The 20343-nt window shown below is 44.8% G+C and carries 19 protein-coding genes and 1 pseudogene; all 20 read right to left on the bottom strand.

What is annotated here, in order from left to right; all coding sequences use genetic code 11:
- Nucleotides 1-7: 7 nt before the first annotated feature.
- Nucleotides 8-622, bottom strand: a complete 615-nt coding sequence (locus tag EGC80_RS02700; RefSeq protein WP_233768583.1) for a DUF3261 domain-containing protein — start codon at nt 620-622, stop codon at nt 8-10.
- On the bottom strand, nt 615-1877 hold the full coding sequence (locus tag EGC80_RS02695) for an NAD(P)/FAD-dependent oxidoreductase (RefSeq protein ID WP_101033091.1): 1263 nt from the start codon (nt 1875-1877) through the stop codon (nt 615-617). The genes EGC80_RS02700 and EGC80_RS02695 overlap by 8 nt, the downstream gene beginning before the upstream one ends.
- Nucleotides 1878-4277 (bottom strand): MMPL family transporter, encoded by a 2400-nt coding sequence (locus tag EGC80_RS02690; protein ID WP_124013183.1) that lies wholly within the window; start codon nt 4275-4277, stop codon nt 1878-1880.
- A complete protein-coding gene (locus EGC80_RS02685; RefSeq protein ID WP_124013184.1) occupies nt 4277-5080 on the bottom strand; it encodes an outer membrane lipoprotein carrier protein LolA in 804 nt (267 codons plus the stop codon). Before EGC80_RS02685 ends, EGC80_RS02690 begins: the two co-directional genes overlap by 1 nt.
- The gene (locus EGC80_RS02680) at nt 5080-5511 is read right to left on the bottom strand and encodes an acyl-CoA thioesterase (RefSeq protein WP_101033088.1); all 432 of its coding nucleotides are present in this window, start codon (nt 5509-5511) and stop codon (nt 5080-5082) included. Before EGC80_RS02680 ends, EGC80_RS02685 begins: the two co-directional genes overlap by 1 nt.
- On the bottom strand, nt 5512-7074 hold the full coding sequence (locus tag EGC80_RS02675; RefSeq protein ID WP_124013185.1) for an HAL/PAL/TAL family ammonia-lyase: 1563 nt from the start codon (nt 7072-7074) through the stop codon (nt 5512-5514).
- A gap of 4 nt (nt 7075-7078) precedes the next feature.
- The gene (locus EGC80_RS02670; RefSeq protein ID WP_124013186.1) at nt 7079-8917 is read right to left on the bottom strand and encodes a glycosyltransferase family 2 protein; all 1839 of its coding nucleotides are present in this window, start codon (nt 8915-8917) and stop codon (nt 7079-7081) included.
- On the bottom strand, nt 8914-9306 hold the full coding sequence (locus tag EGC80_RS02665; RefSeq protein WP_124013187.1) for an ApeI family dehydratase: 393 nt from the start codon (nt 9304-9306) through the stop codon (nt 8914-8916). The genes EGC80_RS02670 and EGC80_RS02665 overlap by 4 nt, the downstream gene beginning before the upstream one ends.
- Nucleotides 9299-10666 (bottom strand): AMP-binding protein, encoded by a 1368-nt coding sequence (locus tag EGC80_RS02660; protein WP_124013188.1) that lies wholly within the window; start codon nt 10664-10666, stop codon nt 9299-9301. The genes EGC80_RS02665 and EGC80_RS02660 overlap by 8 nt, the downstream gene beginning before the upstream one ends.
- Nucleotides 10659-11210: a COG4648 family protein gene (locus EGC80_RS02655; RefSeq protein WP_101033083.1), complete on the bottom strand. Its 552-nt coding sequence runs from the start codon at nt 11208-11210 to the stop codon at nt 10659-10661. Before EGC80_RS02655 ends, EGC80_RS02660 begins: the two co-directional genes overlap by 8 nt.
- A complete protein-coding gene (locus EGC80_RS02650) occupies nt 11210-11458 on the bottom strand; it encodes an acyl carrier protein (protein ID WP_101033082.1) in 249 nt (82 codons plus the stop codon). Before EGC80_RS02650 ends, EGC80_RS02655 begins: the two co-directional genes overlap by 1 nt.
- Before the next feature lie 8 nt (nt 11459-11466).
- Nucleotides 11467-11721, bottom strand: a complete 255-nt coding sequence (locus tag EGC80_RS02645) for a phosphopantetheine-binding protein (protein WP_101033081.1) — start codon at nt 11719-11721, stop codon at nt 11467-11469.
- 28 nt (nt 11722-11749) lie between these two features.
- Nucleotides 11750-12604, bottom strand: coding sequence for a lysophospholipid acyltransferase family protein (locus EGC80_RS02640; RefSeq protein WP_124013189.1), 855 nt, complete (start codon nt 12602-12604; stop codon nt 11750-11752).
- The gene (locus tag EGC80_RS02635; RefSeq protein WP_124013190.1) at nt 12597-13394 is read right to left on the bottom strand and encodes a beta-ketoacyl synthase chain length factor; all 798 of its coding nucleotides are present in this window, start codon (nt 13392-13394) and stop codon (nt 12597-12599) included. The genes EGC80_RS02640 and EGC80_RS02635 overlap by 8 nt, the downstream gene beginning before the upstream one ends.
- 249 nt (nt 13395-13643) lie before the next feature.
- A complete protein-coding gene (locus EGC80_RS02630) occupies nt 13644-14519 on the bottom strand; it encodes a DUF3014 domain-containing protein (RefSeq protein WP_124013191.1) in 876 nt (291 codons plus the stop codon).
- Nucleotides 14520-14662: 143 nt separating this feature from the next.
- On the bottom strand, nt 14663-16738 hold the full coding sequence (gene recG, locus EGC80_RS02625) for an ATP-dependent DNA helicase RecG (RefSeq protein WP_124013192.1): 2076 nt from the start codon (nt 16736-16738) through the stop codon (nt 14663-14665).
- Between the two features lie 142 nt (nt 16739-16880).
- Nucleotides 16881-16973: pseudogene (locus tag EGC80_RS02620) on the bottom strand (DNA-binding response regulator); the annotation flags it as partial.
- A gap of 2 nt (nt 16974-16975) precedes the next feature.
- Nucleotides 16976-17905, bottom strand: coding sequence for a calcium/sodium antiporter (locus EGC80_RS02615; protein WP_124013193.1), 930 nt, complete (start codon nt 17903-17905; stop codon nt 16976-16978).
- A gap of 142 nt (nt 17906-18047) precedes the next feature.
- Entirely contained in the window at nt 18048-19703 is a 1656-nt protein-coding gene (locus tag EGC80_RS02610) for an AMP-binding protein (RefSeq protein ID WP_101033075.1), read from the bottom strand.
- Between the two features lie 233 nt (nt 19704-19936).
- The gene (locus EGC80_RS02605; RefSeq protein WP_101033074.1) at nt 19937-20320 is read right to left on the bottom strand and encodes a RidA family protein; all 384 of its coding nucleotides are present in this window, start codon (nt 20318-20320) and stop codon (nt 19937-19939) included.
- Nucleotides 20321-20343 lie beyond the last annotated feature (23 nt).

Below are 20343 nucleotides of genomic sequence, written 5' to 3'. Positions count from 1 at the left end.
GCTCTGACTATTCAATTGGAGTGATTTTTATGTGAATATCAGCGGCGTCGATGTCAACGTTCACTTGCGCTAACCATGGATCTATATTGCTATACGTTAACCTCATTAACTCGCCATTAGCATCCAGCAGTTGCTTACATAGCCCCATATTACAGGGTTTAATCATTAATTCACCGCCACTTAAGTGGCGATTGACTTGCTCCGTTGGCCAGTAAATTATCTGCATTATCGCCATTAAATATTCCGCTTTAAACTGCTCACCCAATAACAGACTTTGCTGACTTTGCAGGGTTTGCCCATCGTACACTAGTGTGAATAGTGCTTGCCCAAGAGGCGCTAATCCTACTAACGTCATCCGTTGTGGGTTGAGTTCAAGCTGGGTTAATAACTCATGGCTATCTTGCCCACGGGTAAAGTTAACCATTTGAGTTAAATTAATCTCTTGATGAGCATCAGTTAATACTGTCGAGGTTGGACTTAAGGAATATTGTGCTTCACCCGTGAGAGGGACACAAGTTTGCCGCACGATTTGCTGGCTGCAAGCGGTTAATAAGCTTAGTAGAAGCAGGGCCACAATACGGCGTGATAACAAATCAATAAAATGCTCGAATAGGTTAAGCAATATTGGGCTCCTGACATAACTCAACAATGGTGTTGAGGCGTCGCTCAGACTCTTTCACAAACGGATTACTCATGTCCCAAGCGTAGCCCGCTAAAATTGAGCAAATCATTTGTTTAATCTTGCTGTTGGCTTGTTGATAGAAAATGACATCTTGAAAACGTCCATCATACCAAGCTTGGACATAGGTTCTAAAGGTGTTTACCCCTTGCATTAATGGCTCTGTGTACTCGGTATTCCAGTCAACGGTTTGACCGTTAAGTTGCTTATTTACACTGGCTACTGCCATTGATGCTGACTGCATTGCAATCGTTACCCCTGATGAAAATACCGGGTCAAGGAATTCTCCAGCGTTGCCCAGCAAAGCAAACTTGTTGGTTGCTAAGGTGGTGACATTGGCCGAATAACCTTTCAATGTGGCGCAAGGTTGAACAATATTAGCGTTAGCCAGTAAGCGTTGTAGCTCTGGTTCTTCATTCACTATCGCTAACAGTTGTTGTTCTAGGGTACCGGATAAATGTTGCAGTAAATGAGGCTCCGCCACCACCCCAATGGAGCAACGGTTATGGTTAAAAGGGATTAACCAGTACCAAATATCCTTATGCTTTGGGTGAACGCTAATGAGGATCTTATTACGATCAAAGCTGGGATCGCTGATGTTGTCTTCAATGTGGGTAAAAATAGCACTTCGAGGCGGCAGGTTTGACGGCTGTTCTAGGTTCAACAATCGTGGTAGTACTCGACCAAAACCACTGGCATCAAGCACAAATTTAGCGTTAACTTGATATTGCTGACCTTGTTCATTCGTTACCGTTAAGCGAGGATTTTCAGTAAGATCAATATTATCGACTCGATGACCAAAACGAATATCGACCCCTTGACCGATTGCTGTGTCTGCCAATAGTTTATCAAAATCAGCCCGCTGAACCTGAAAGGTAGTGCTTGGGCCAGGGGTAAATTTGTCATTAAAATCAAAAGTAGTATAGCGACCTTGGTGGCGAAATGCGGCGCCATTTTTAAACTGAAATCCAGCCTGATTAACCGCTTCTAACATGCCGGCTTGTTCGAGAAACTGCATGCAACAAGGCAGTAAGCTTTCGCCAATTGAAAAACGTGGAAAATGCTGTTTTTCAATAACAATAACCTGATGACCTTGCTGGCGTAATAGGCTTGCAGCAATAGCGCCTGAAGGGCCTGCGCCAATGATGGCAACGTCGACGTCCATGTTGCTGACTGTATGTGTTTGACTGCTTAACATTTACAGTGTTTTCCTAGTGATAAATGAAATAAACGGTGCCAGTAAGAATGCAAAACTGATCCCAAAAAGAAGTGTTAATCCAAAAAAGTGAATCGCATTAGTTTGACTGAGCGCCAATAAACCAAAAGCCAATAGCGTTGAACAGGCTGACATAAAGATTGCCATCATCACACCGCGACTGGTGTGTTTCGCCTCGGCAAAAAACAGGCTGTAATCAATCCCGATCCCTAACACCAAAATAAGTGCTAATGCGTGAAACAAACTGATGCTCGAGCCGACAAGCCCTAAACACGCGAGGGTGAGCAGTACTGATAATGCCGGTACCGCCACGATGGCTAACGCCAGCTTAATGCCATATTTAATGCTAAACAGTAGGCTTGCTAACACAAAGACCCACACTAATAGCTGTAATGTCAGTTGGCGATACTTGCCCATTAAAGCCGATATACCCCCGACTTTATCGATTAAACGCACTTGGCCTAAAGACCAGTTTTGGTCAGTGAGTCGTTGCTCGAGGGACACTAACGAGTGTATGCCACCTAGCAACACAATTGCACCATATTGCTCGGTGTTGTCTGTGGTCGATATTGCGCCAAGCCATAGGGCATGTAAATCATCATTAGCTTGGGCTAACACCCTTTTTGGCGTTAACCATTGTGTTGTAGCTTGGTCGAGTTGTGCAAGCAAGCTGGTCTTTATGCTGTCATTTAGGCCCATCTCGGTGATGATTTCATCTAAATGTTGCTGATAGAGCTGTTGTTGTAATTGATAATCGTGGCGCTGACGCGCAATGCTGGGCATAAAGCGACTCAGGCTAATGGCCTGGCTTAACTCGCCATCGGCAACGGCCTTATCAAGTACGGGGACCAGTTGCTCTAACGTTTGCAATAATGCTTGTTCGTTGTGGCCGCTGACCAAAATAAATTGGTTGTCTGTGCCACCGCTGAGCAGCTGTCTGAGCTGGTTTTCTTCGCTGGTGATGGCAGCAGGGCTTTGCTGTAATTGGCGAATATCATCGTCGGTGTCAGCTTGTGATAAGCCCAAAAATAATATAGCCGTTAAACCAATCAGCAGTGCCGCGATGGCGACTTTTTGCCACAATCGACTCGGTATAAAAGTGCGTTGCAATACGGTCAGATAACCTTGGGCTAGGGTTAATCCGCGGGTGGGTTTAAGCCCATAGTTGCCCAGCAATGGAAACACCAGTAACAAGGTTAGGTAAGCACCCATTAACCCCGCGGCGCAAAATACCGCCACTTGTTGCATCCCCGGGAATGGCGTAAACCCTATGGCGACAAAGGCACTGACACTGGTAACAAGGGCGAGGGTGAGCGCAGGGAAAATACGCTTTAATGTGTCACTGGCGTTGTCATTGGGATGAGCTTGTTTTTCGCAGTAAAAGTGGAAGCTGTAATCAATGGCTACACCAATTAAGCTGGTGCCAAATACCAGTGTCAGTAAATGCAGCTCACCAAAAAAACTTAAGGTGGCGACAAACGCAAACACCACCCCAGAGGTTAAGGTCAGTAGCGCGGCAAATAACGGCATCATAGATCGAAAGGCCAACCAGACTAATAAGATAATCCCCAACATGGAAATTAAGCCAATGCGGCTGATTTCTTGTTTGGCTGATTCTGTGGCAGCAATGGCATGAAAAAGTGCCCCAGCCTTGAGAAAGCTCACCTCGGGATAGTGCTGATTAATTTGGCTAAACGCAGATTCTAATGCTTGCATTTGCTGTTGCTGAGCGGTCGGGCTAAAAGCACTATCACGGCCTTTGGCCATGACAATCGCAGCGACACCGTCTACGGTATCGGTCAGTAAAACCCCTTGTTGGCTGCGCAGCGCACTGTTGGGCGATAACGCCAGCAAGTTAGCCGGAAACATCAATAAAGGATCATTGCTGAGCAGTTGACTGTTAGCAAAACCAAATGCGCTATAAAGTTGGCTTTGGGCAGCGTTAAGCAATTGGCGCCAATGGCCTGTTTCAATGGCGTGTGCTTGTTCAGGCGTCAGTAGGCCAAAACGATGTTCGAAATACACTTTAGCCAAGTCTTGCAGATGATCATCCGCGCCGCTACGAATGGCAGTAAAGGGCTGTTGAGTCTGTTGTTCTAGGGAGATCATCAGTTGCTTGGCTGCGCTGATAGCTTGGCTGTCGTTGTTGGCATTAATGGCAATGTAGACTTGGTTAGCGAGTTGCTGTTCTACCTTGTTTAATGCTGTTTCGGTGAGCTTATCTTGTTGTAAATGCGGCAGCATAGCCAAAATATCAGTTTGAATATGCGCACCTTGCTGCCATTGCACAAGGCCTGTGGCTAACATTGCCAGCAGCAATACTATCCATAAGGCAAACCGCCCAATGGGCGATAATACGGCGCCAAGGGATCTTGGTATCATTATTGAACGGACTCATTGCCAAGGCTAAAAAGCGCCAGTTCGCTTGCACTGAGCGGCCCTTGCTGGGGATCGATAAATTGAATTTGGGTATAGTCGCTAATATCCGTCTGGCTACTTGTCATGATTAATGAGCGTAACTGGGTGTCGCCACTGAGGGTGATGTTGCCCATGGACGCTTGCACTTGAGGATCTTTGGCTTGCAAGCCGAGTTGCCATGACGCATTTTTTGGCGGCTCTGCTGGCATAAACAAGGCGAAATCAGCACTTAAAGCATCGATATCGCCCGCCATAATGGCTTGTAATAAACGCGGTAATTGCTGCGCGATGGGGTTGCCACTGACCGCAGCGTTAAGTTGTTGCACCTTGCCTTGGCTGTTTTGCTGGATCAACTGCTGATCTTTTAACACCATTAAGGTGCTGAACGGACGCTGTTGTTGCCATACTAATCCCTGCGCCGGACTAAAAATAAATTGTCCTTGGCTGAGCAAGGGCTTTTTTAGCACCTGTAAGTGGCGCAGCTGAATAAACTGCCCTCGAGTATCAAGTTGTAAATTAAGTTGCTGAGCTAAAGCCCTGAGGGCTTCTGTGCTGGCTGGTTGACTGTACAAAGTCTGAATATCAGCTAATTGCTCTTTGGTCAGAGCTTGAGTCAGAGGTTGGGGCTTTGCTTGTGTCAGCTCTGGAGTCAGTGTTTGATTGTTGCTTGCTGGTGGACGTTCATTGGCCGAGACAATGCCAATATGCAAACAGAGCAGTATAACGAGACGACTGACCCGAGCAAACATTCCTTTGCGAGTATTCATTAAGCTTGGCTCGTATCAAGTAATGGGCGAATTTTTTGCAGGAACACTTCTGGGGTGACAAAGCATAATTCTTGGGTGGCAATCTCAACGGCTGCCTGAATGGTATAGCCTTTAGTGATCCGCACATTGGTTTGGGCATCGAAAACTTGATAATTAATGCGTAGGCGATTTTCCCACTCAACAATGGCCGCAATGACTTTGATTTTTTGATCAAAGGTGCTGCTTTTAACATACTTTACTTGCACATCGACAATGGGCCACGCATAACCGGACTCTTGCATAGTGCGATAGTTATAACCGAGTTTATCCAGCAATAGGCAGCGCACTACTTCAAAGTAGCGCAAATAATTGCCATGCCAAGTGATGCCCATCGAATCGACATCGTGAAACGGGATCACCATTTCCATTTCGGTGAGTAATAATCCTTTCATTTAGCATACCTCCCACTGACCTAATTGAATTTTTTCGACAGTTTGACGCAGTACCGCTTCTAGGGGGCGGTCTTCGGTAAGCAGTTCAAAATCTTCGCTGACTTGGGCTAAAGTAGTGGCCAAAGAGGGGGTTAATGAACTTGCATCGAGTTCTTGCTGCATTATACGCAATTGGATCCCCTGGCTCATGGCCAATAATGCTGCGGCGGCGACTTGCTCTGTGAGTTGCAGTATCCGCATGCAATCACGTGCGGCAATAGTCCCCATACTCACTTTATCTTGATTATGGCATTCAGTTGAACGTGAAAACACGCTGGCGGGCATAGTGTTTTTTAACGCTTCAGCGGTCCAAGCGGATACGCCAATTTGTACCGCTTTAAAACCATGGTTAATGGCGCGGCGTTCGCCTTCTGCAGCAGACAAATTAGCCGGTAAACCATTATTAAATTTAGGGTCCATGACTAAGGCCATTTGGCGATCAATTAAGTCGGCTATATTGGCCACGGCATTTTTCATCGCATCCATGGCAAACGCGATGTGGCCACCATAAAAGTGACCGCCATGGAGGATATGTTCACCTTCAGCATCGACAATAGGATTGTCGTTGGCACTATTGAGTTCGGTTTCAATAAATTGGCGCATAAAGGGCAGGGCATCTTGCAGTACGCCAATAATGTGCGGCGCACAGCGAATTGAATAGCGGTCTTGTAAACGATCTGAGTTACGAGGGTGCACATGATGATTTAAGTCTTCACGGATCCAACTGGCTATCTGGTTTTGTCCTGGGTGGGGCTTGGCGGCAAATAAAATATCATCAAAATGGTTTGCGTTACCCTTGAGCGTTAACGACGCCATGGCCGTAATTCGGCTTGATAAGCGGGTTAAGTACTGGGATCTATCGAAGGCTAAACACGCTAGCGCAGTCATCACCGCAGTGCCATTCATTAATGCTAGGCCTTCTTTAGGGCGCAAGGTCAATGGCACCGTACCGAATTTGAGATAAACATCTTTGGTCGCTTGACGTTTACCTTGGAACATCACTTCTCGTTCGCCAACCAATACAGCAGCAAGATAAGATAATGGGGTTAAATCACCGCTGGCGCCGACCGAGCCTTCTTGAGGGATCACCGGAGTAATATCATTGTTTAATAGCCATTCGATGCGTTGCAGCAGTAGATAACTCACACCTGACTTGCCCATAGCCAAGGAGTTTAAGCGGCAAGCCATAATGGCGCGGGCTTGCATTGGACTAAATACATCGCCTAAACCACAACCATGAAACCGGGTTAAGTGCAGTGGTAATTCGTGAACTAAGTCTAGGCTGACATTCACGGTACATGAGTCGCCGTAACCTGTGGTGACGCCATATACCACACCTTCTTCATGCAGCAGACTGTCAATAAAGCGAGCGCCTTTTTGGATATATTCAACATAGTCTGCAGTATCAGCCAGTTTGACCGCGGCGCCTTTGGCGATAGCCACTACTTGCTCAAGACTAAGATAGCTTTGGCCTAAATGCACTGTGCTATTGGCGGTTGATGACGGTGAAGAAGTGTGGCTCATTGAATTAGTTATCCTGACGGGGTGACGTTGTGCTGTTATTGGGTACAGTACTTGAACTAGGTGCTGTACTTGAACTAGGCGCAGTACTTGAATTAGGTACAGTACTTGAATTAGTTGCTGTAACTGGGCGTGAAGCAGGACGAGTAATCAATTCATCTCTACGCCAAAAATCGAAAAAGTTAAACCATTGCATCGGAGCCTGTAGGGCAAAGTGCGCTAAGCGTTGGCTATATTGGCTCATGGCGTCGGTTAAGCGTTCAATTCTGCCTGCTCGTGGACCTTTTAAGCTGTCGCTTAGATGTTCTACATGTACTTGATAACGCCCATGCTGGCGAATACAAAATAAGCTGTAAACCGGGCAGTCGAGTAAGCTTGCTAAAATAAATGGCCCTTGTGGAAACGCAGCATCTTGGCCTAAAAAGGGCAAATAGGTGACGCGACCTTGGCTGCTAGACGAGGTGCGGTCCGCGGCAATAACCACCATTTCACCTTGATCAATTTTTTGCTGCAGTAACATGGCGGTACTGGGATCAAGCTCATTGACATGGATTAAGTTAAGACTACTTTGTGGATTAAGCTGCTGCAGTACCTTGTTAAAATTTTCAGCGTGTTGGGTTAGCACCATCACATTCACTTTCACCTTTTGCTGGTGGACAGAGATAGCGCGACACAATTCCATATTGCCTAAATGCGACACAATCAATACTGCACCTCGGCCTGTGGCCACTTGGTCTGCGAGTATTTTTCGGTCGTTAAAGTCGACTTGCTCTAGATTAATTCGGTCGCACCAAGCATCAATTCTATCGAGGGCGGCATTGCCAAAGGTAAAAAAATGTTTAAGGCTATCGCGCCAATTAACCTCGCTACTGAGATTAGGGTGATGAGGTTGTAGCTGTTGAACGCGGCGTAAAAAATCCAATGATGCGTGTCGAGCCGTCGATCCCGTTATGAAAAAATAACAAATTACCGGATACATCATTGCCCGGCACAGCCAATGCCCGCCAAGACGATAGCATTCAGCTAACAGTTTGATGCCCCAAAAACTGCCACGCTCTGTCATTGTCGACCAATGTTTTTGCGACTGAGCTTGATCTGGTTGCGGATCTTTTTGCTGTAAAAGCTGTTTGCTGATAATGCGCGGCAGCCGAGCGAGCATGCCAAAAAATAATCGGGTGTGCATCCAGCTAATGCGCACATTATCTTGCACGCCTTGGAAGTGACTGATGCCATCGTCAGGATAGATCACTTTAGTTGGCACATGAATGACAGGCGTGCCCTGCCAGTGCAGCCTGACCATAATTTCAATATCAAAATCCATCCGCTCACCCAAAGCTTGCTGACTTAATAACTGTTCAGTAGCCGCTAAAGGATAGACCCGAAAGCCACACATAGAATCTTGAATGTCAAAACTCAAGGTTTCAATCCATACCCAGAAATGGGTGAGGTAACGCCCGTATAAACGGCCTTTAGGCACGGACTCATCATAAATCGGCTGGCCAGATATTAATGCCTGTGGGTGCTGTTCGCAGGTCGATATCATTAACGGAATATCGTCTAAATTATGCTGCCCATCGGCATCGACCTGTAATGCATGGGTGAAACCATCGCGGTAAGCTTGGCGCAGACCGCTGGTCACTGCCGCGCCTTTACCGCGATTAAAAGGATGGCTGATGAGGGTTACCCAGCTAAATTTGTCCGCCATAGCTTGCAATACATAGCGGGTTTCATCTTGGCTACCATCATCAACTAGATAACAGGTCAGGTTGAATTTTGCCAACTTGGTTAGGGTTTGTTCAATGGCGATATGATGATTGTAGTTGGGGATAACCAAGGTCAATTTCATGGGTTACTCTCAATGGCAGTCGGCGCAGCAGTTACCAACGCGGGTTTGACCACAATGCGCCCAGAAGAGAAACGTTTATCTTGATCGCGATAACTGAAAATCAGTTTTGCTTTTTGGACTTGATGTTCAATCACCAAATCAACATAGGTGTCGGGTAATATGAGTTGTTGAAACTTAAGCACTTCTAATGTGGCAATAGTGGCTGAATAACCAAATGCCTCACAGCCAAGTTTGACCGCCCAATCCAATTGGGTAACCCCAGGCAATACGGCTTGCTGAGGAAAATGACCATTAAAAAAGGCTAAATCTGCGCTAACAAATAAACGCCATTGATAGAGATTGTTACCGCCTTTATGGCTAACAATATGGGGTAATTCTGACTTAATCATGACTAAATAAGGCTATAATTTCTGCTTGAGTACGCTTGCCTTGGCTGTTGAGTGGCAAGTGTGCAGGATAACGCCAGCGTCTTGGTAAGGTGATGCGCTCAAACTGGCTTAGTAAGTGGTTTTTCAACGCATTATTGAGCGCTAATTTCCCTTCCGCTTCGAGTGTTTTTAGGCCTAATTCGCTTAAGCATATTGCCGCACCTAACATGGTACGCGGTTGTTCTAATACCGTGACGGCCGCTTCGCGAACAAAAGGATGGGTTTGCAGTAAATGCTCCACTTGGGCTAATGACAAACGTTTTTCTTCAATTTTCACAATGCGATCAAGGCGATGTAATAAACGGAACTGGCCATCAGTTAACAGTTCAATTTTATCATCGCACCTCAGCCACTGGGCCTGATTGTCTAAATAAACTGACTGCAACATCAAAGCCCCGTCTTGGGGATCTATATCAATGTTGACTTGGGTAAAGGCTTGCCATGGTTGCAGTGGTTGCTGCTGGCGTCGATAGGCTATACCGCCGGTCTCAGTACTGCCAAATATTTCGATGGGCAATTGATAAAAACATTGCTTAACCGCTTGGGCAGCATCAAAATTTAATGGTCCACCAGAACTGAAAATTAAGCTTGGAATACGTTGTTGCTTTTGGTTATCAAGCGCATCAGGTAAGCGAGTCAATTGAGCAGGGCTACTGATCAAACACAAATTTGGCATGATGGCCAGGTAGTAGCTAAGGGTTTCTGGAAAGTCGATTTGTTCACTTAAGAAAGCTCGGCTCGCGGCCAAAGGCCACAGAACTTTAAATAATAAACCGTAGATGTGTTGATGCGAAACCGTCGATACCACCGAGCAATGAGGTAAATGTTCGGCAAAGGTTTGTTCAAGAATACTGACTTCGGCATCGAGTTGCTGCAGCGTTTTTTTGACGGCTTTGGGCTGACCGCTACTACCAGAGGTGAATAAGATTAATTCACCTAATGATTCTGATTTAGGCCATTTCGCTGCGGGTAAACTTAATTCTTTTTTGAGCGCAATATACTCACCCACTTCACATAAGGGCGTGTCGGCAATAATGGCATCAAATTCATGGTTGAGTTGACTCAAGGTACCACTTTGGGTGTTGGCGGGTAATATTACTTGTTTACCGGCTAACAAGGCCGCGCATAAGCCTGCGGCAAATAAGTCGCTGTGCTTGGCTGCAAGCAACCAACGCTTAGCAGCACTTTGGGTCAGTTGAGCATGGAGGTGGGCAACGTGCGCACAAAACAATGATCCCGTCATGATGTCATGATGGTCAAAGCTTATCAGCTGCTGTGAGGCAGGCCCTGTGGATAACCAATTGAGTAAAAGCTTATTCATGTTTTTTCAACCAAAAACGACGATAAATCCATTCACCACTGAGTAGCATACCCATAAACAGATAGGCGATCAGTCCGTTGTAAAGTGTCCATATTTCAATGCTTGTTGCTATGGCGGTATAGGTCGCCACTGCACCATTAACAATAAATAACCCACACCAAAGTTTGGTAATGGTTTGTAAGTAAGGAATAGCAGAGTCTGGTAAATCAGGCTCTTTTAAGCGTGCTAAGCGCTCAATCATACTTGGGCCATTAATCAGTGAGTAACCAAATAATCCTAACATACTCAGGTTTATCACCACCGGATAGTATAGTAACCAGTCGTTACGCTGAGCAATAAAACTGGCTGCGGTTAATCCGATGCCAATCAGTATTGGCAGTGTCATGGATTTTACTTGTTGCTTAGTGACCATAAACCGCATCAATAATAACAAACAAAGCAGCAAAGCAATGGTGCCCGGTGGTAAATACTGCAATCCAAAGTACACTGCTAAAGGATAAGCAATAATGACCAAAGTAGTAATAATCTGCAGGATTAACCGCATTAGCTTTTAATTAATCCTTCAATGGCGTTCACGACATCATCGACTGTGCGAACGGTTTTAAATGCCTCAGGTTGAATTTTTCTACCGGTACGCTGTTGCAATTTAATCACCAAATCAACCGCATCAATACTATCTAAATCAAGGTCTTTATACAAAGAAGCTTCTAGAGTGATATCGGCCGCATCTATTTCAAAATCTTCAACTAAAATGGCGCTAAGCATTTCGAGAATTTGTTCACGATTTTGCATGCAGGCTCCTAAACACGTTGAGATTCAATAAAGCTAGCTAAGCTAGCAACACTGAAAAAGTGTGCAGTAGTCGCATCAGAATTTGCTTCAATTTTGATATCAAATTCTTTCTTAATGGCCAAGCCTAATTCGAGTGCATCGATCGAGTCTAAGCCTAGACCGTCACCAAATAAGGCTGCATCGGTTTCGATATCATCGACAGTGACATCTTCTAGATCTAAGCAATCGATGATCAGTTGTTTTATTTGATTGTGTAAGTTCATTTTTTTGTTTTTCTTATAAGTATGGCTATCAATGTGACTTGATAGGCTGTTTAAGTGTATCAAGGTAAAACTGCTGCAAGTCGCGCGTCAGCTGTCGAGCCATTTTGGCTTCATTACCTTGTTTAACATCATACAGCAGGTATGACATGCTTGTGCCTATTTCTACTGACATATTGATGGTTTGCCGTGGAATTTGGTACCAAGCTTGTTGCTTGGTCAACCCTGCAACATCAGTACGTAATACCACAGGTAAAATATCTGTTTGGGTGCGTAGCGCAATATTGGCGGCCCCGCGAGCAAAAGGATTAACGATATTACCGGTTAATGTTCGCGTACCTTCAGGGAAAATAATTAAATTGGTATCGGTTTGCAACACTTGTAAGCAGTCATCTAGTAGCCAATCAGCGCCACGATTTGGAATATAACCGGCACTGGCGAGTACGCCGCGAATAAATGGATTACGCCATAAGCCTTGTTTTACAATACAACCCGCATTCGGCATAAGACTAATTAATACTACCACATCCACTAATGTTGGGTGATTGGCGATGACAATCTGCCCCTTTGCTTGCTGTAGTGTTTCGATATTCTTAGTGTTAACTGTAATCACCCCAGCAAAACTGAGCATGGCGACCAATGCTCTAAACATCCCGCTGACTAATCTTTGTACCCGTGCAACCCGCAGCTCTGGCTTAGTGGGCCAAAGTTGTAATATGGGTAAAATAGTTAATGAGCAGAGCAGTCCACCTAAACCAAAAGCAATATAACAAAGCACACCGCCAATCCAGCGAGGTACATAACGACATCCGCGCAGTTTCGGCGCGGCGGATTTTTTTTGCTCAATAGCATCAGCATGTTGTGGTTTGTGTGGTTGATTAGTCATGATGTTCAAGTGACCAATACCAATGGCACAGTTTACCCTGGATATTCTTTGCACTGGCAATATGATGGATTAACTCGCTCAAGCTGATGTTGTCTTGGTGTTTTTGGTTGTCAAGAGGGCCTAATCCGAGTGGATGATCAGACAGGCGTAGAGTCGTCCGTTGAGGCATTGTTTGATGTAATTCGGGTGCTATAGCCTGCTTTTCAGCTCGGTGGGCGATGTTATTGAGTGGTGCAAGGTACAAACCGAATGCCAGAGGAAGTTCGACCTCGTGAATAAATTCACTGTATACCGGTGGAACCGGATCGTCACCAAAGACAACCAATACTGGCGATGGGGATTGTGCTAATTGAGCGTAGGCTTCAATGAGTGCTTGTGTGAGGGTTTGCTCACCCGCAGCAATGGATGTAGACGTCGTAGTATTATCATTCACAATACCAAAAATACCACTGGCAGTATTGTGCACTGATTGACTAAAAGCCATTGGTGATAAAGCTTGCTGCTGGGCAATATCCTTAAGTAAGCCTAAGGTTCTGGTAAGTTCACCATGACGAGATGCAAAAATACTACGGCAATGCATATCGGGTTGGCATTGGTATGCCGCGGTTAGCATCATTTTGGTTAAGCGACTAAAGCGCCGACGTTGCATGGCAGGAATGTGTGCTAATGCTGGTGAGTCAGATTTTGGCGACAAGTCGCCATTAGGCTGTTGCCATTGCTGCCAACGTTCTGTTGTCTGAAAGTCCGCAGACCATGCACCCCATGATAGAAGATCAAATACTAATTGCACTACATTCCCTCTATAACTGCCTAGCTATCCTTATCTAATTGTTAATAATAATCATGCCAATAATGAATATTCGTTAACCTTGCCGATTGTACACTGAAGTGAATGTAGATAAGAAGTCGTGTGGACGAAAAAGGCTAATAGCAGAGGGTTTATTGAACAAAGTGATTGTGCAATAAAAAAGCGCGACGGTAAACGTCGCGCTGATTGCTTATAGCCTAATAAAATAGCTTTACCGCTTGATGTAATAGCTTATTGGCTCGGAAAGCTTTGTTGTAGTTTCTTGACTGCTGCTTTGATTTTACGAGCGTTTTCTGGCCCCATGCGGATCAACAGTTTTTGTGCATTGGGTAATGCCTCAAGATTGGGATCGACATATTTATAGTTAACACTGATCGATGATAATTCAATAGGATCTTCAATAATGGGCGTATCAGCAACCATGCTGAAAACCTGCTGCATTCGCGTATCAAAGTCAATGTTACTGTAACCTAGTTCAGTAAAAGCTTCGGCAAATAATGGCTTTAACTCATTGTAAGTACTGATTAAATCTTTATCACTCAGCTCCTCTATAAAATTAGCGTATAAATCATATCTATGATAACTGTCTGGATTAAGATAGATTTTGTTGGTTATTTCGCTCACGGTAAATTTTGTATCGGGGCCTTTTAACGGGCTCGCTTTACGCACCATATTGCCTTGGGCTAAGTTATCGACAAATACCACAAATTGGCGGGCAATGTCTTTTTTCAAGATCATTGGCGCAATTTTCATGCCGTTAGCAATGGCTAATGTTTTTGCTTCTACAAAATCATCAGACTCATCTAAGGTGGGGAGTGGCTCTATCGTTGCGGCAGCGGATTCTCCAGTGGGCACTACATCATCTGTTGTGGCAATGCTTTCTGGTTCTTCAATAGGCGTTTGCTCTATTGGCGTCTCAGGAACTGATTCTGGCAGTTCAACTGGGGTGATAACAACGGGTTCAAATTCATCAGTGTCATCACTGGTAAAATAGAAATAACTGCTTGCGCCTAACAATGCAATCACCGCGATAGCGATTAACATCTTGTTAGACCCTGGCTTTTCAGAACCTGGAGGGGTAATTCGGTCTTCTTCATTAACTTGCATTTCAATTCCTTGGTGTGATTGCTAATCGGTACAAATATCTAGGTGGAGTCGAAAAATTGTGCATAGTACCATTTTGCAATATTCGGCTGACTTGTCTAGTGATAACTGATGATAATGAACAATATATTACGATTAGTATTGTATTATGCTTGGACATATTGTTGTCTATCACCTATCCAGCGTTGAATGATAGCGTCTACGTTTTGTGGCACTTGCTGGTTAACGTGTACGGCTAATTTTTGAGTAGGTTCAATTAAGTGTTGATCGCGAAGTAAATCTGCGATTTTGAGATCGGCTAAACCTGTTTGTTTTGTCCCGAGCACTTCACCAGGCCCTCTAATTTCGAGATCTTTTTGGGCGATGATGAAGCCGTCGTTACTGTTTCGCAGAACACCTAAGCGTTTGGTGGCCGTTTGCGACAATGGCGCTTTATAGAGTAACACGCAATGACTGGCTACCGCGCCTCGGCCGACTCGACCTCTTAATTGGTGTAACTGCGCTAGGCCTAATCGTTCAGGATTTTCGATGATCATTAAACTGGCATTGGGTACGTCAACACCCACTTCTATGACGGTAGTGGCGACTAATAAGTTTACATCACCCGCTTTAAATTGCGCCATAATGGCCTGTTTGTCAGCGCTTTTCATTCGGCCATGGATCAAGCCTATTTTGAGTTCAGGTAATGCTATGGTGAGTTCCGCTGCAGTGTCTTCAGCAGCTTGGCATTCAAGCACTTCAGATTCTTCAATTAAGGTACATACCCAATAAGTTTGGCGATTATCATGTAATGCTGCTTGTTTGACTCGCTCAATAACGTGTTCGCGGCGGCTATCAGCAACGGCAACGGTCGTCACGGGTGTGCGCCCTGGGGGAAGTTCATCAATAATCGAGGTATCAAGATCTGCATAGGCTGTCATGGCTAAGGTGCGCGGAATTGGCGTGGCCGTCATAATTAACTGGTGCGGGTGAAAGCCTTGGCTGACGCCTTTTTCTCGTAAACCTAAGCGTTGATGAACGCCAAAACGATGTTGCTCGTCAATAATAATCAGCGCCAGTTTGTTAAATACCACCGCTTGTTGAAATATCGCATGAGTACCGATCACCATTTGGGCTGCACCAGAGGCAATGTTTTCAAGGGATTGGACTCTAGCTTTACCTTTGAGTTTGCCTGCTAACCAACCTATTTTCACTCCCAGAGGTTCAAACCATGCGGCAAAATTGCTGGCATGTTGTTCAGCGAGTAACTCGGTCGGCGCCATCATGGCTACTTGGTATCCGTTTTCAATAGCCTGCAATGCTGCAAGCGCCGCCACCAGGGTTTTTCCTGAGCCAACGTCACCTTGAACTAAACGCATCATTGGCGTTGGATGCTGAATATCTTGGCGAATTTCGGCCACTACGCGCTGTTGTGCCCCCGTTGGCTTAAAGGGCAACTGGGCTAAAAAAGGGCTTGATAATTGGCCGGTTGCAGGCATAGGCACTGCGGCATCTTGGTTACTACGTTGGCGTAGTTGCAACATACTGAGGTTATGAGCGAGCAGTTCTTCTTGTATTAACCTTTGCTGTGCCGGATGTTGACCTTGTTCTAATTCAAATGGTGACACCGAGCTGTGGGGACGATGTAAAATATGCAGCGCATCGCGAAGACTAATATTGTTTGGCTGCAGGCCATTGGGTAATAATTCTGGCAATCCACCATCATCTAACATGGTTAAGGCTTGCTCGGTCAGTTTTATCCAACTGGCTTGTTTTACCCCTTCTGTTGTCGGGTATATAGGCGTTAGTGTGTCGCTTAATGTGACTGATCCACCAGGATGGATAATTTGATATTCGGGGTGAACAATTTCTTTGTGATGATTGCCTCGACGTATTTCACCGTAAGCCCGAATGGTGGATCCATTTTCCATGGCGTTACGTTGTGCCATTGAAAAATTAAAAAAACGCAGGCTCATCATTCCGCTGTGATCGCGAACATTACACATTAGCATACGTCGCCGACCTTGCATTATTTGAGTCGACTGAATTTCGGCTTCTATGGTGCCATAACTGCCAGGAGGCAACGCGGCAATGGGATAGATTTGCGTACGGTCTTCATAACGCAGCGGTAAGTGAAACAGTACATCTTGTACTGTTTTAATACCTAACTTAGCCAGTTTTTCCGCGACCTTTTTAGCAACACCTTTAAGGTCGGTGATCGGAACAAGATCCAGTCGTAGCAAATTGTGCGCACCCCAAGTTGGTGATTAAAGATTTAAAAAAGCATTGTAATTTCAAGCTGTCAATTTCGAATCACTGTAATTATATACATATGTTTAAGGTATCTTAGCAGACTTTCAATACAAGGCAATATTAAGCCGCTAATTATAACCAACCCTTTTGTTTGGCGATTCTGGCGGCGTCAATTCGGTTGCTAGCATTGAGTTTATTAATCGCTTCTGACAAATAGTTTCGTAAAATTACCCAACCTGCATGACTAAGTAACTGGTGTAACCTAAGTAACCCGCTAGAAGCACTACACCTTCACGGCGACCAATACGTAAGCCGCTCCAAGCAAACGGTAATACCATGAAAGCAAAGATCAGCATGGCGATAAAATCGATTCGGTTAAATCCGGCAGCGGAGACAGGGTGGATTAACGCAGTCGCGCCTAAAATACCGAGCACATTGAAAATGTTTGATCCAACCACATTACCGATGGCAATGTCACTTTGACCTTTCAGTGCAGCCATCACCGAGGTGACAAGTTCTGGCATGCTGGTGCCAATCGCCACAATAGTTAAGCCGATGATGACTTCGCTAATGCCAAATTGCTTGGCTAAATCCACAGCACCATTAACAAATAATATGCCACCACCGACCAGCATAGCGATACCCATAATAATTAATGCTATTGATAACCCTGGGTGTTGAGGGCTGGCATCAAGATCAAGATCTTCGGGATTATTTTTGGCGCTGACATAACTAAACACTAAATAGCTAACAAGTGCACTGAATAAAATGGCACCGTCGATAAAGCTCACTTCACCATCAAGCAGTAAAAACCACATTAATACCGATGCGCAAATCATGATAGGGATGTCGCGCTTAACCATTTGAGATTGCACTGTAATAGGGCGAATAAGGGCGGTAATAGCTAAAATTAAGCCGATATTGACAATATTGGACCCCACCACATTACCTAAAGCAATCCCCGGGTTACCTGCTAATGCCGATTTTACACTTACCGCCAATTCAGGGGCGCTAGTACCAAATGCTACAATAGTTAAGCCAATAATCAGTGGTGCAATGCCTAAACGAAGCGCTACAGCACTGGCTCCGCGCACAAGAGCTTCTGCACCAAAGGTTAAAATGATAAAACCGCCGATAATGGTTAACGCAATGAACATGAGAGTCTCTGCCTAAGTAAGGGTGTGTAACAACATTGTTAACATTGAATAGTTGATGGGGCGTATATTGACAGAATATGTCAAAAAAATACACGCATATTGCGTGTATTTTTTTTAAGATAGTTAATCATTTAGCGGGTGATTACAATTCGTCTTCCCAACGTACTTTAGCACCGCGGACACCTTCTACTTTGGCGCTAAATGCTTTTTCCAGAACGTGACGTTTAATTTTTAACGTCGGCGTTAATACGTCGCTCTCAATGGTCCAGTCATCATTTACGATTATAATGGCATCAATATTTTCATGTGACTCAAGCTTGGGATTAATACTGTCGAGGCTCTCTTTTAATGAGGTTCTTACTTCCTCGCGCGGCTGTAATTTTGAACCTTCAGAAAGCTGCACCAAAGCGATAGGGTGCGGTAAGCCAGAACCAATAACACAAATTAGCTCAATATGTGAATCTTGAGCCAATTTACGTTCAATAGGTACCGGTGAAACATATTTGCCTTTTGAGGTTTTAAAGTTGTCTTTAACGCGGCCAGTGATGTCAATGTAACCGTCTTCGTCGATTTCACACAAATCGCCAGTGAGGAAAAAGCCGTCTTCAGTAAATGCTGCAGCGGTAGCGGCTTCTTGCAGGTAATAGCCACTCATTAAGCCTGGGCTTTTGACTAATAACTCACCTTGTTCAGTTTGACGCACTAAGCATCCTTCAACCGGACGGCCAACCGTGCCGATTTTTTTGGCATTGAATGGGTAATTGATTATCGAGTAAGCACAGTTTTCGGTCATGCCCCACGCTTCACAAATATCAATGCCGATGCTGTTATACCATTGCAGTAATGATGGTGGGATAGGCGCTGAACCTGAGCCGTTCAAGCGTGATTGGTCTAAACCCAAACCTTTTTTTATTTTACGCTTAACGATACTGCTAATAATGGGCAATTTCAGTAATGTGTTGAGTTTTTTGACGCCAATTTTATTGATGATATTTAATTGAAATACCGTCCATAAGCGCGGCACGGAGAAAAATATCGTTGGACGACAACGCTGAATATCATCAACAAATGAGTCGAGGCTTTCTACAAAAGAAATCGTTGCTCCAGAATAGAATGATGAACCTTCTATCGCCACACGTTCAGTAATGTGTGCCAGAGGTAAGTAAGATAATAGTCGGTCAGTCGTATTGGTTTGTAAATCACGAATGACCGCTTCACAGGCCCAGCAATAGCTGGTAAAGGTTTGTATCACGCCTTTGGGTTTGCCGGTTGACCCCGAAGTATAAATGAGCGTCATGACTTGATCAGCCGTTGGCAGCTGCTCGTCAACAAGCGGCTGACCCAGCGTTAACAGTTGCTGCCAATGATATTGAGCTGGCATAGTGTCATAAGGCATGGCTAAGCGGAGAATGTCACCGCCCACAGCCGCTTCTTGTTCAGCCCAATGATCGAGCTTGCCGGTAAAGATGGCTTTGGCACCGCTATGTTCAAGTATATAGCGAATGGTTTCAGCATTCGCGGTTGGATAAACCGGTACACTAATGTAACCACCGTACATTAATGCTAAATCGACAATAAACCACTCGGCGCAGTTTTTAGACAGTACAGCAACCTTGTCGCCACGTTCTAGACCTAAATGACGCAGTGAACCTGCAATTTGTTGCATTTTTTGTTGAACTTCACGCCAGGTGAAATCCACATACTTACCGTCAATTGGCTGGCGAAGGTAAACTTTATCGCCTTGTGTATCAACCCAATGAGACAACATCTCAACCGGCGTTTTAATTAAATTTTCCATAGACGCTTCCATAGTTCTTTATTGTTATTGTGGGTCTTTATAAACTTATTATGGCTATTTTTGTGCGCTGGCGCAAACAATTGCACACTATGTGTGCAAGGTAACATTATCAACACGTTAGCAGGATCTGCTGAATTAACAATAGGTATTGAGTAAATACTCTACAATAGGGGGGCCCACAGATAATAAAAAAGGCGCTCTAGGCGCCTTTAAACAATATTATACCGTTGGGCTTAGATTTCCATTATTCCGTCCATTTCAACCAATGACCCTTTTGGTAACGCTTTGATGCCAATAGCGGCACGAGCAGGGTAAGGCTGTTGAAAATAACGGCTCATAATTTCATTAACTGTGGCGAAATGAGACAGATCGGTCAGGAAGATATTTAACTTAACGATATCACTCATTTTTCCGCCTGCAGCTTCGCATACCGCAGATAAATTTTCGAAAACTTGCACGACTTGTTCAGCAAAATCATCGCTTACCATGGTCATGGTTTTTGGATCTAATGGAATTTGACCTGAAAGATAAACGGTACTGCCGACTTTAACGGCTTGTGAGTAAGTGCCAATTGCTTGTGGGGCTTTGTCGGTTGCGATGATAATTTTTTCAGCCATGTTGTGTTCTCTTTATTGTGATC

Origin of the sequence: Shewanella psychromarinicola (genome assembly GCF_003855155.1) — a bacterium.
GTDB classification, from domain to species: Bacteria; Pseudomonadota; Gammaproteobacteria; order Enterobacterales; family Shewanellaceae; genus Shewanella; species Shewanella psychromarinicola.
The sequence above is the reverse complement of the archived record's forward strand: the minus strand, read 5'-3'. Positions and strand labels throughout refer to the sequence as shown.

Bases quoted from the DNA above. Each gene is read 5' to 3' on its own strand.
- EGC80_RS02660 (WP_124013188.1), bottom strand. From the start codon at position 10,666: ATGAATAAGCTTTTACTCAATTGGTTATCCACAGGGCCTGCCTCACAG.
- EGC80_RS02640 (WP_124013189.1), bottom strand. From the start codon at position 12,604: ATGACTAATCAACCACACAAACCACAACATGCTGATGCTATTGAGCAA.
- EGC80_RS02610 (WP_101033075.1), bottom strand. From the start codon at position 19,703: ATGGAAAATTTAATTAAAACGCCGGTTGAGATGTTGTCTCATTGGGTT.
- EGC80_RS02665 (WP_124013187.1), bottom strand. From the start codon at position 9,306: ATGATTAAGTCAGAATTACCCCATATTGTTAGCCATAAAGGCGGTAAC.
- EGC80_RS02650 (WP_101033082.1), bottom strand. From the start codon at position 11,458: ATGCAAAATCGTGAACAAATTCTCGAAATGCTTAGCGCCATTTTAGTT.
- EGC80_RS02605 (WP_101033074.1), bottom strand. From the start codon at position 20,320: ATGGCTGAAAAAATTATCATCGCAACCGACAAAGCCCCACAAGCAATT.
- EGC80_RS02615 (WP_124013193.1), bottom strand. From the start codon at position 17,905: ATGTTCATTGCGTTAACCATTATCGGCGGTTTTATCATTTTAACCTTT.
- EGC80_RS02680 (WP_101033088.1), bottom strand. From the start codon at position 5,511: ATGAAAGGATTATTACTCACCGAAATGGAAATGGTGATCCCGTTTCAC.
- EGC80_RS02630 (WP_124013191.1), bottom strand. From the start codon at position 14,519: ATGCAAGTTAATGAAGAAGACCGAATTACCCCTCCAGGTTCTGAAAAG.
- EGC80_RS02670 (WP_124013186.1), bottom strand. From the start codon at position 8,917: ATGAAATTGACCTTGGTTATCCCCAACTACAATCATCATATCGCCATT.
- EGC80_RS02695 (WP_101033091.1), bottom strand. From the start codon at position 1,877: ATGTTAAGCAGTCAAACACATACAGTCAGCAACATGGACGTCGACGTT.
- EGC80_RS02675 (WP_124013185.1), bottom strand. From the start codon at position 7,074: ATGAGCCACACTTCTTCACCGTCATCAACCGCCAATAGCACAGTGCAT.
- EGC80_RS02655 (WP_101033083.1), bottom strand. From the start codon at position 11,210: ATGCGGTTAATCCTGCAGATTATTACTACTTTGGTCATTATTGCTTAT.
- EGC80_RS02690 (WP_124013183.1), bottom strand. From the start codon at position 4,277: ATGATACCAAGATCCCTTGGCGCCGTATTATCGCCCATTGGGCGGTTT.
- EGC80_RS02685 (WP_124013184.1), bottom strand. From the start codon at position 5,080: ATGAATACTCGCAAAGGAATGTTTGCTCGGGTCAGTCGTCTCGTTATA.
- EGC80_RS02645 (WP_101033081.1), bottom strand. From the start codon at position 11,721: ATGAACTTACACAATCAAATAAAACAACTGATCATCGATTGCTTAGAT.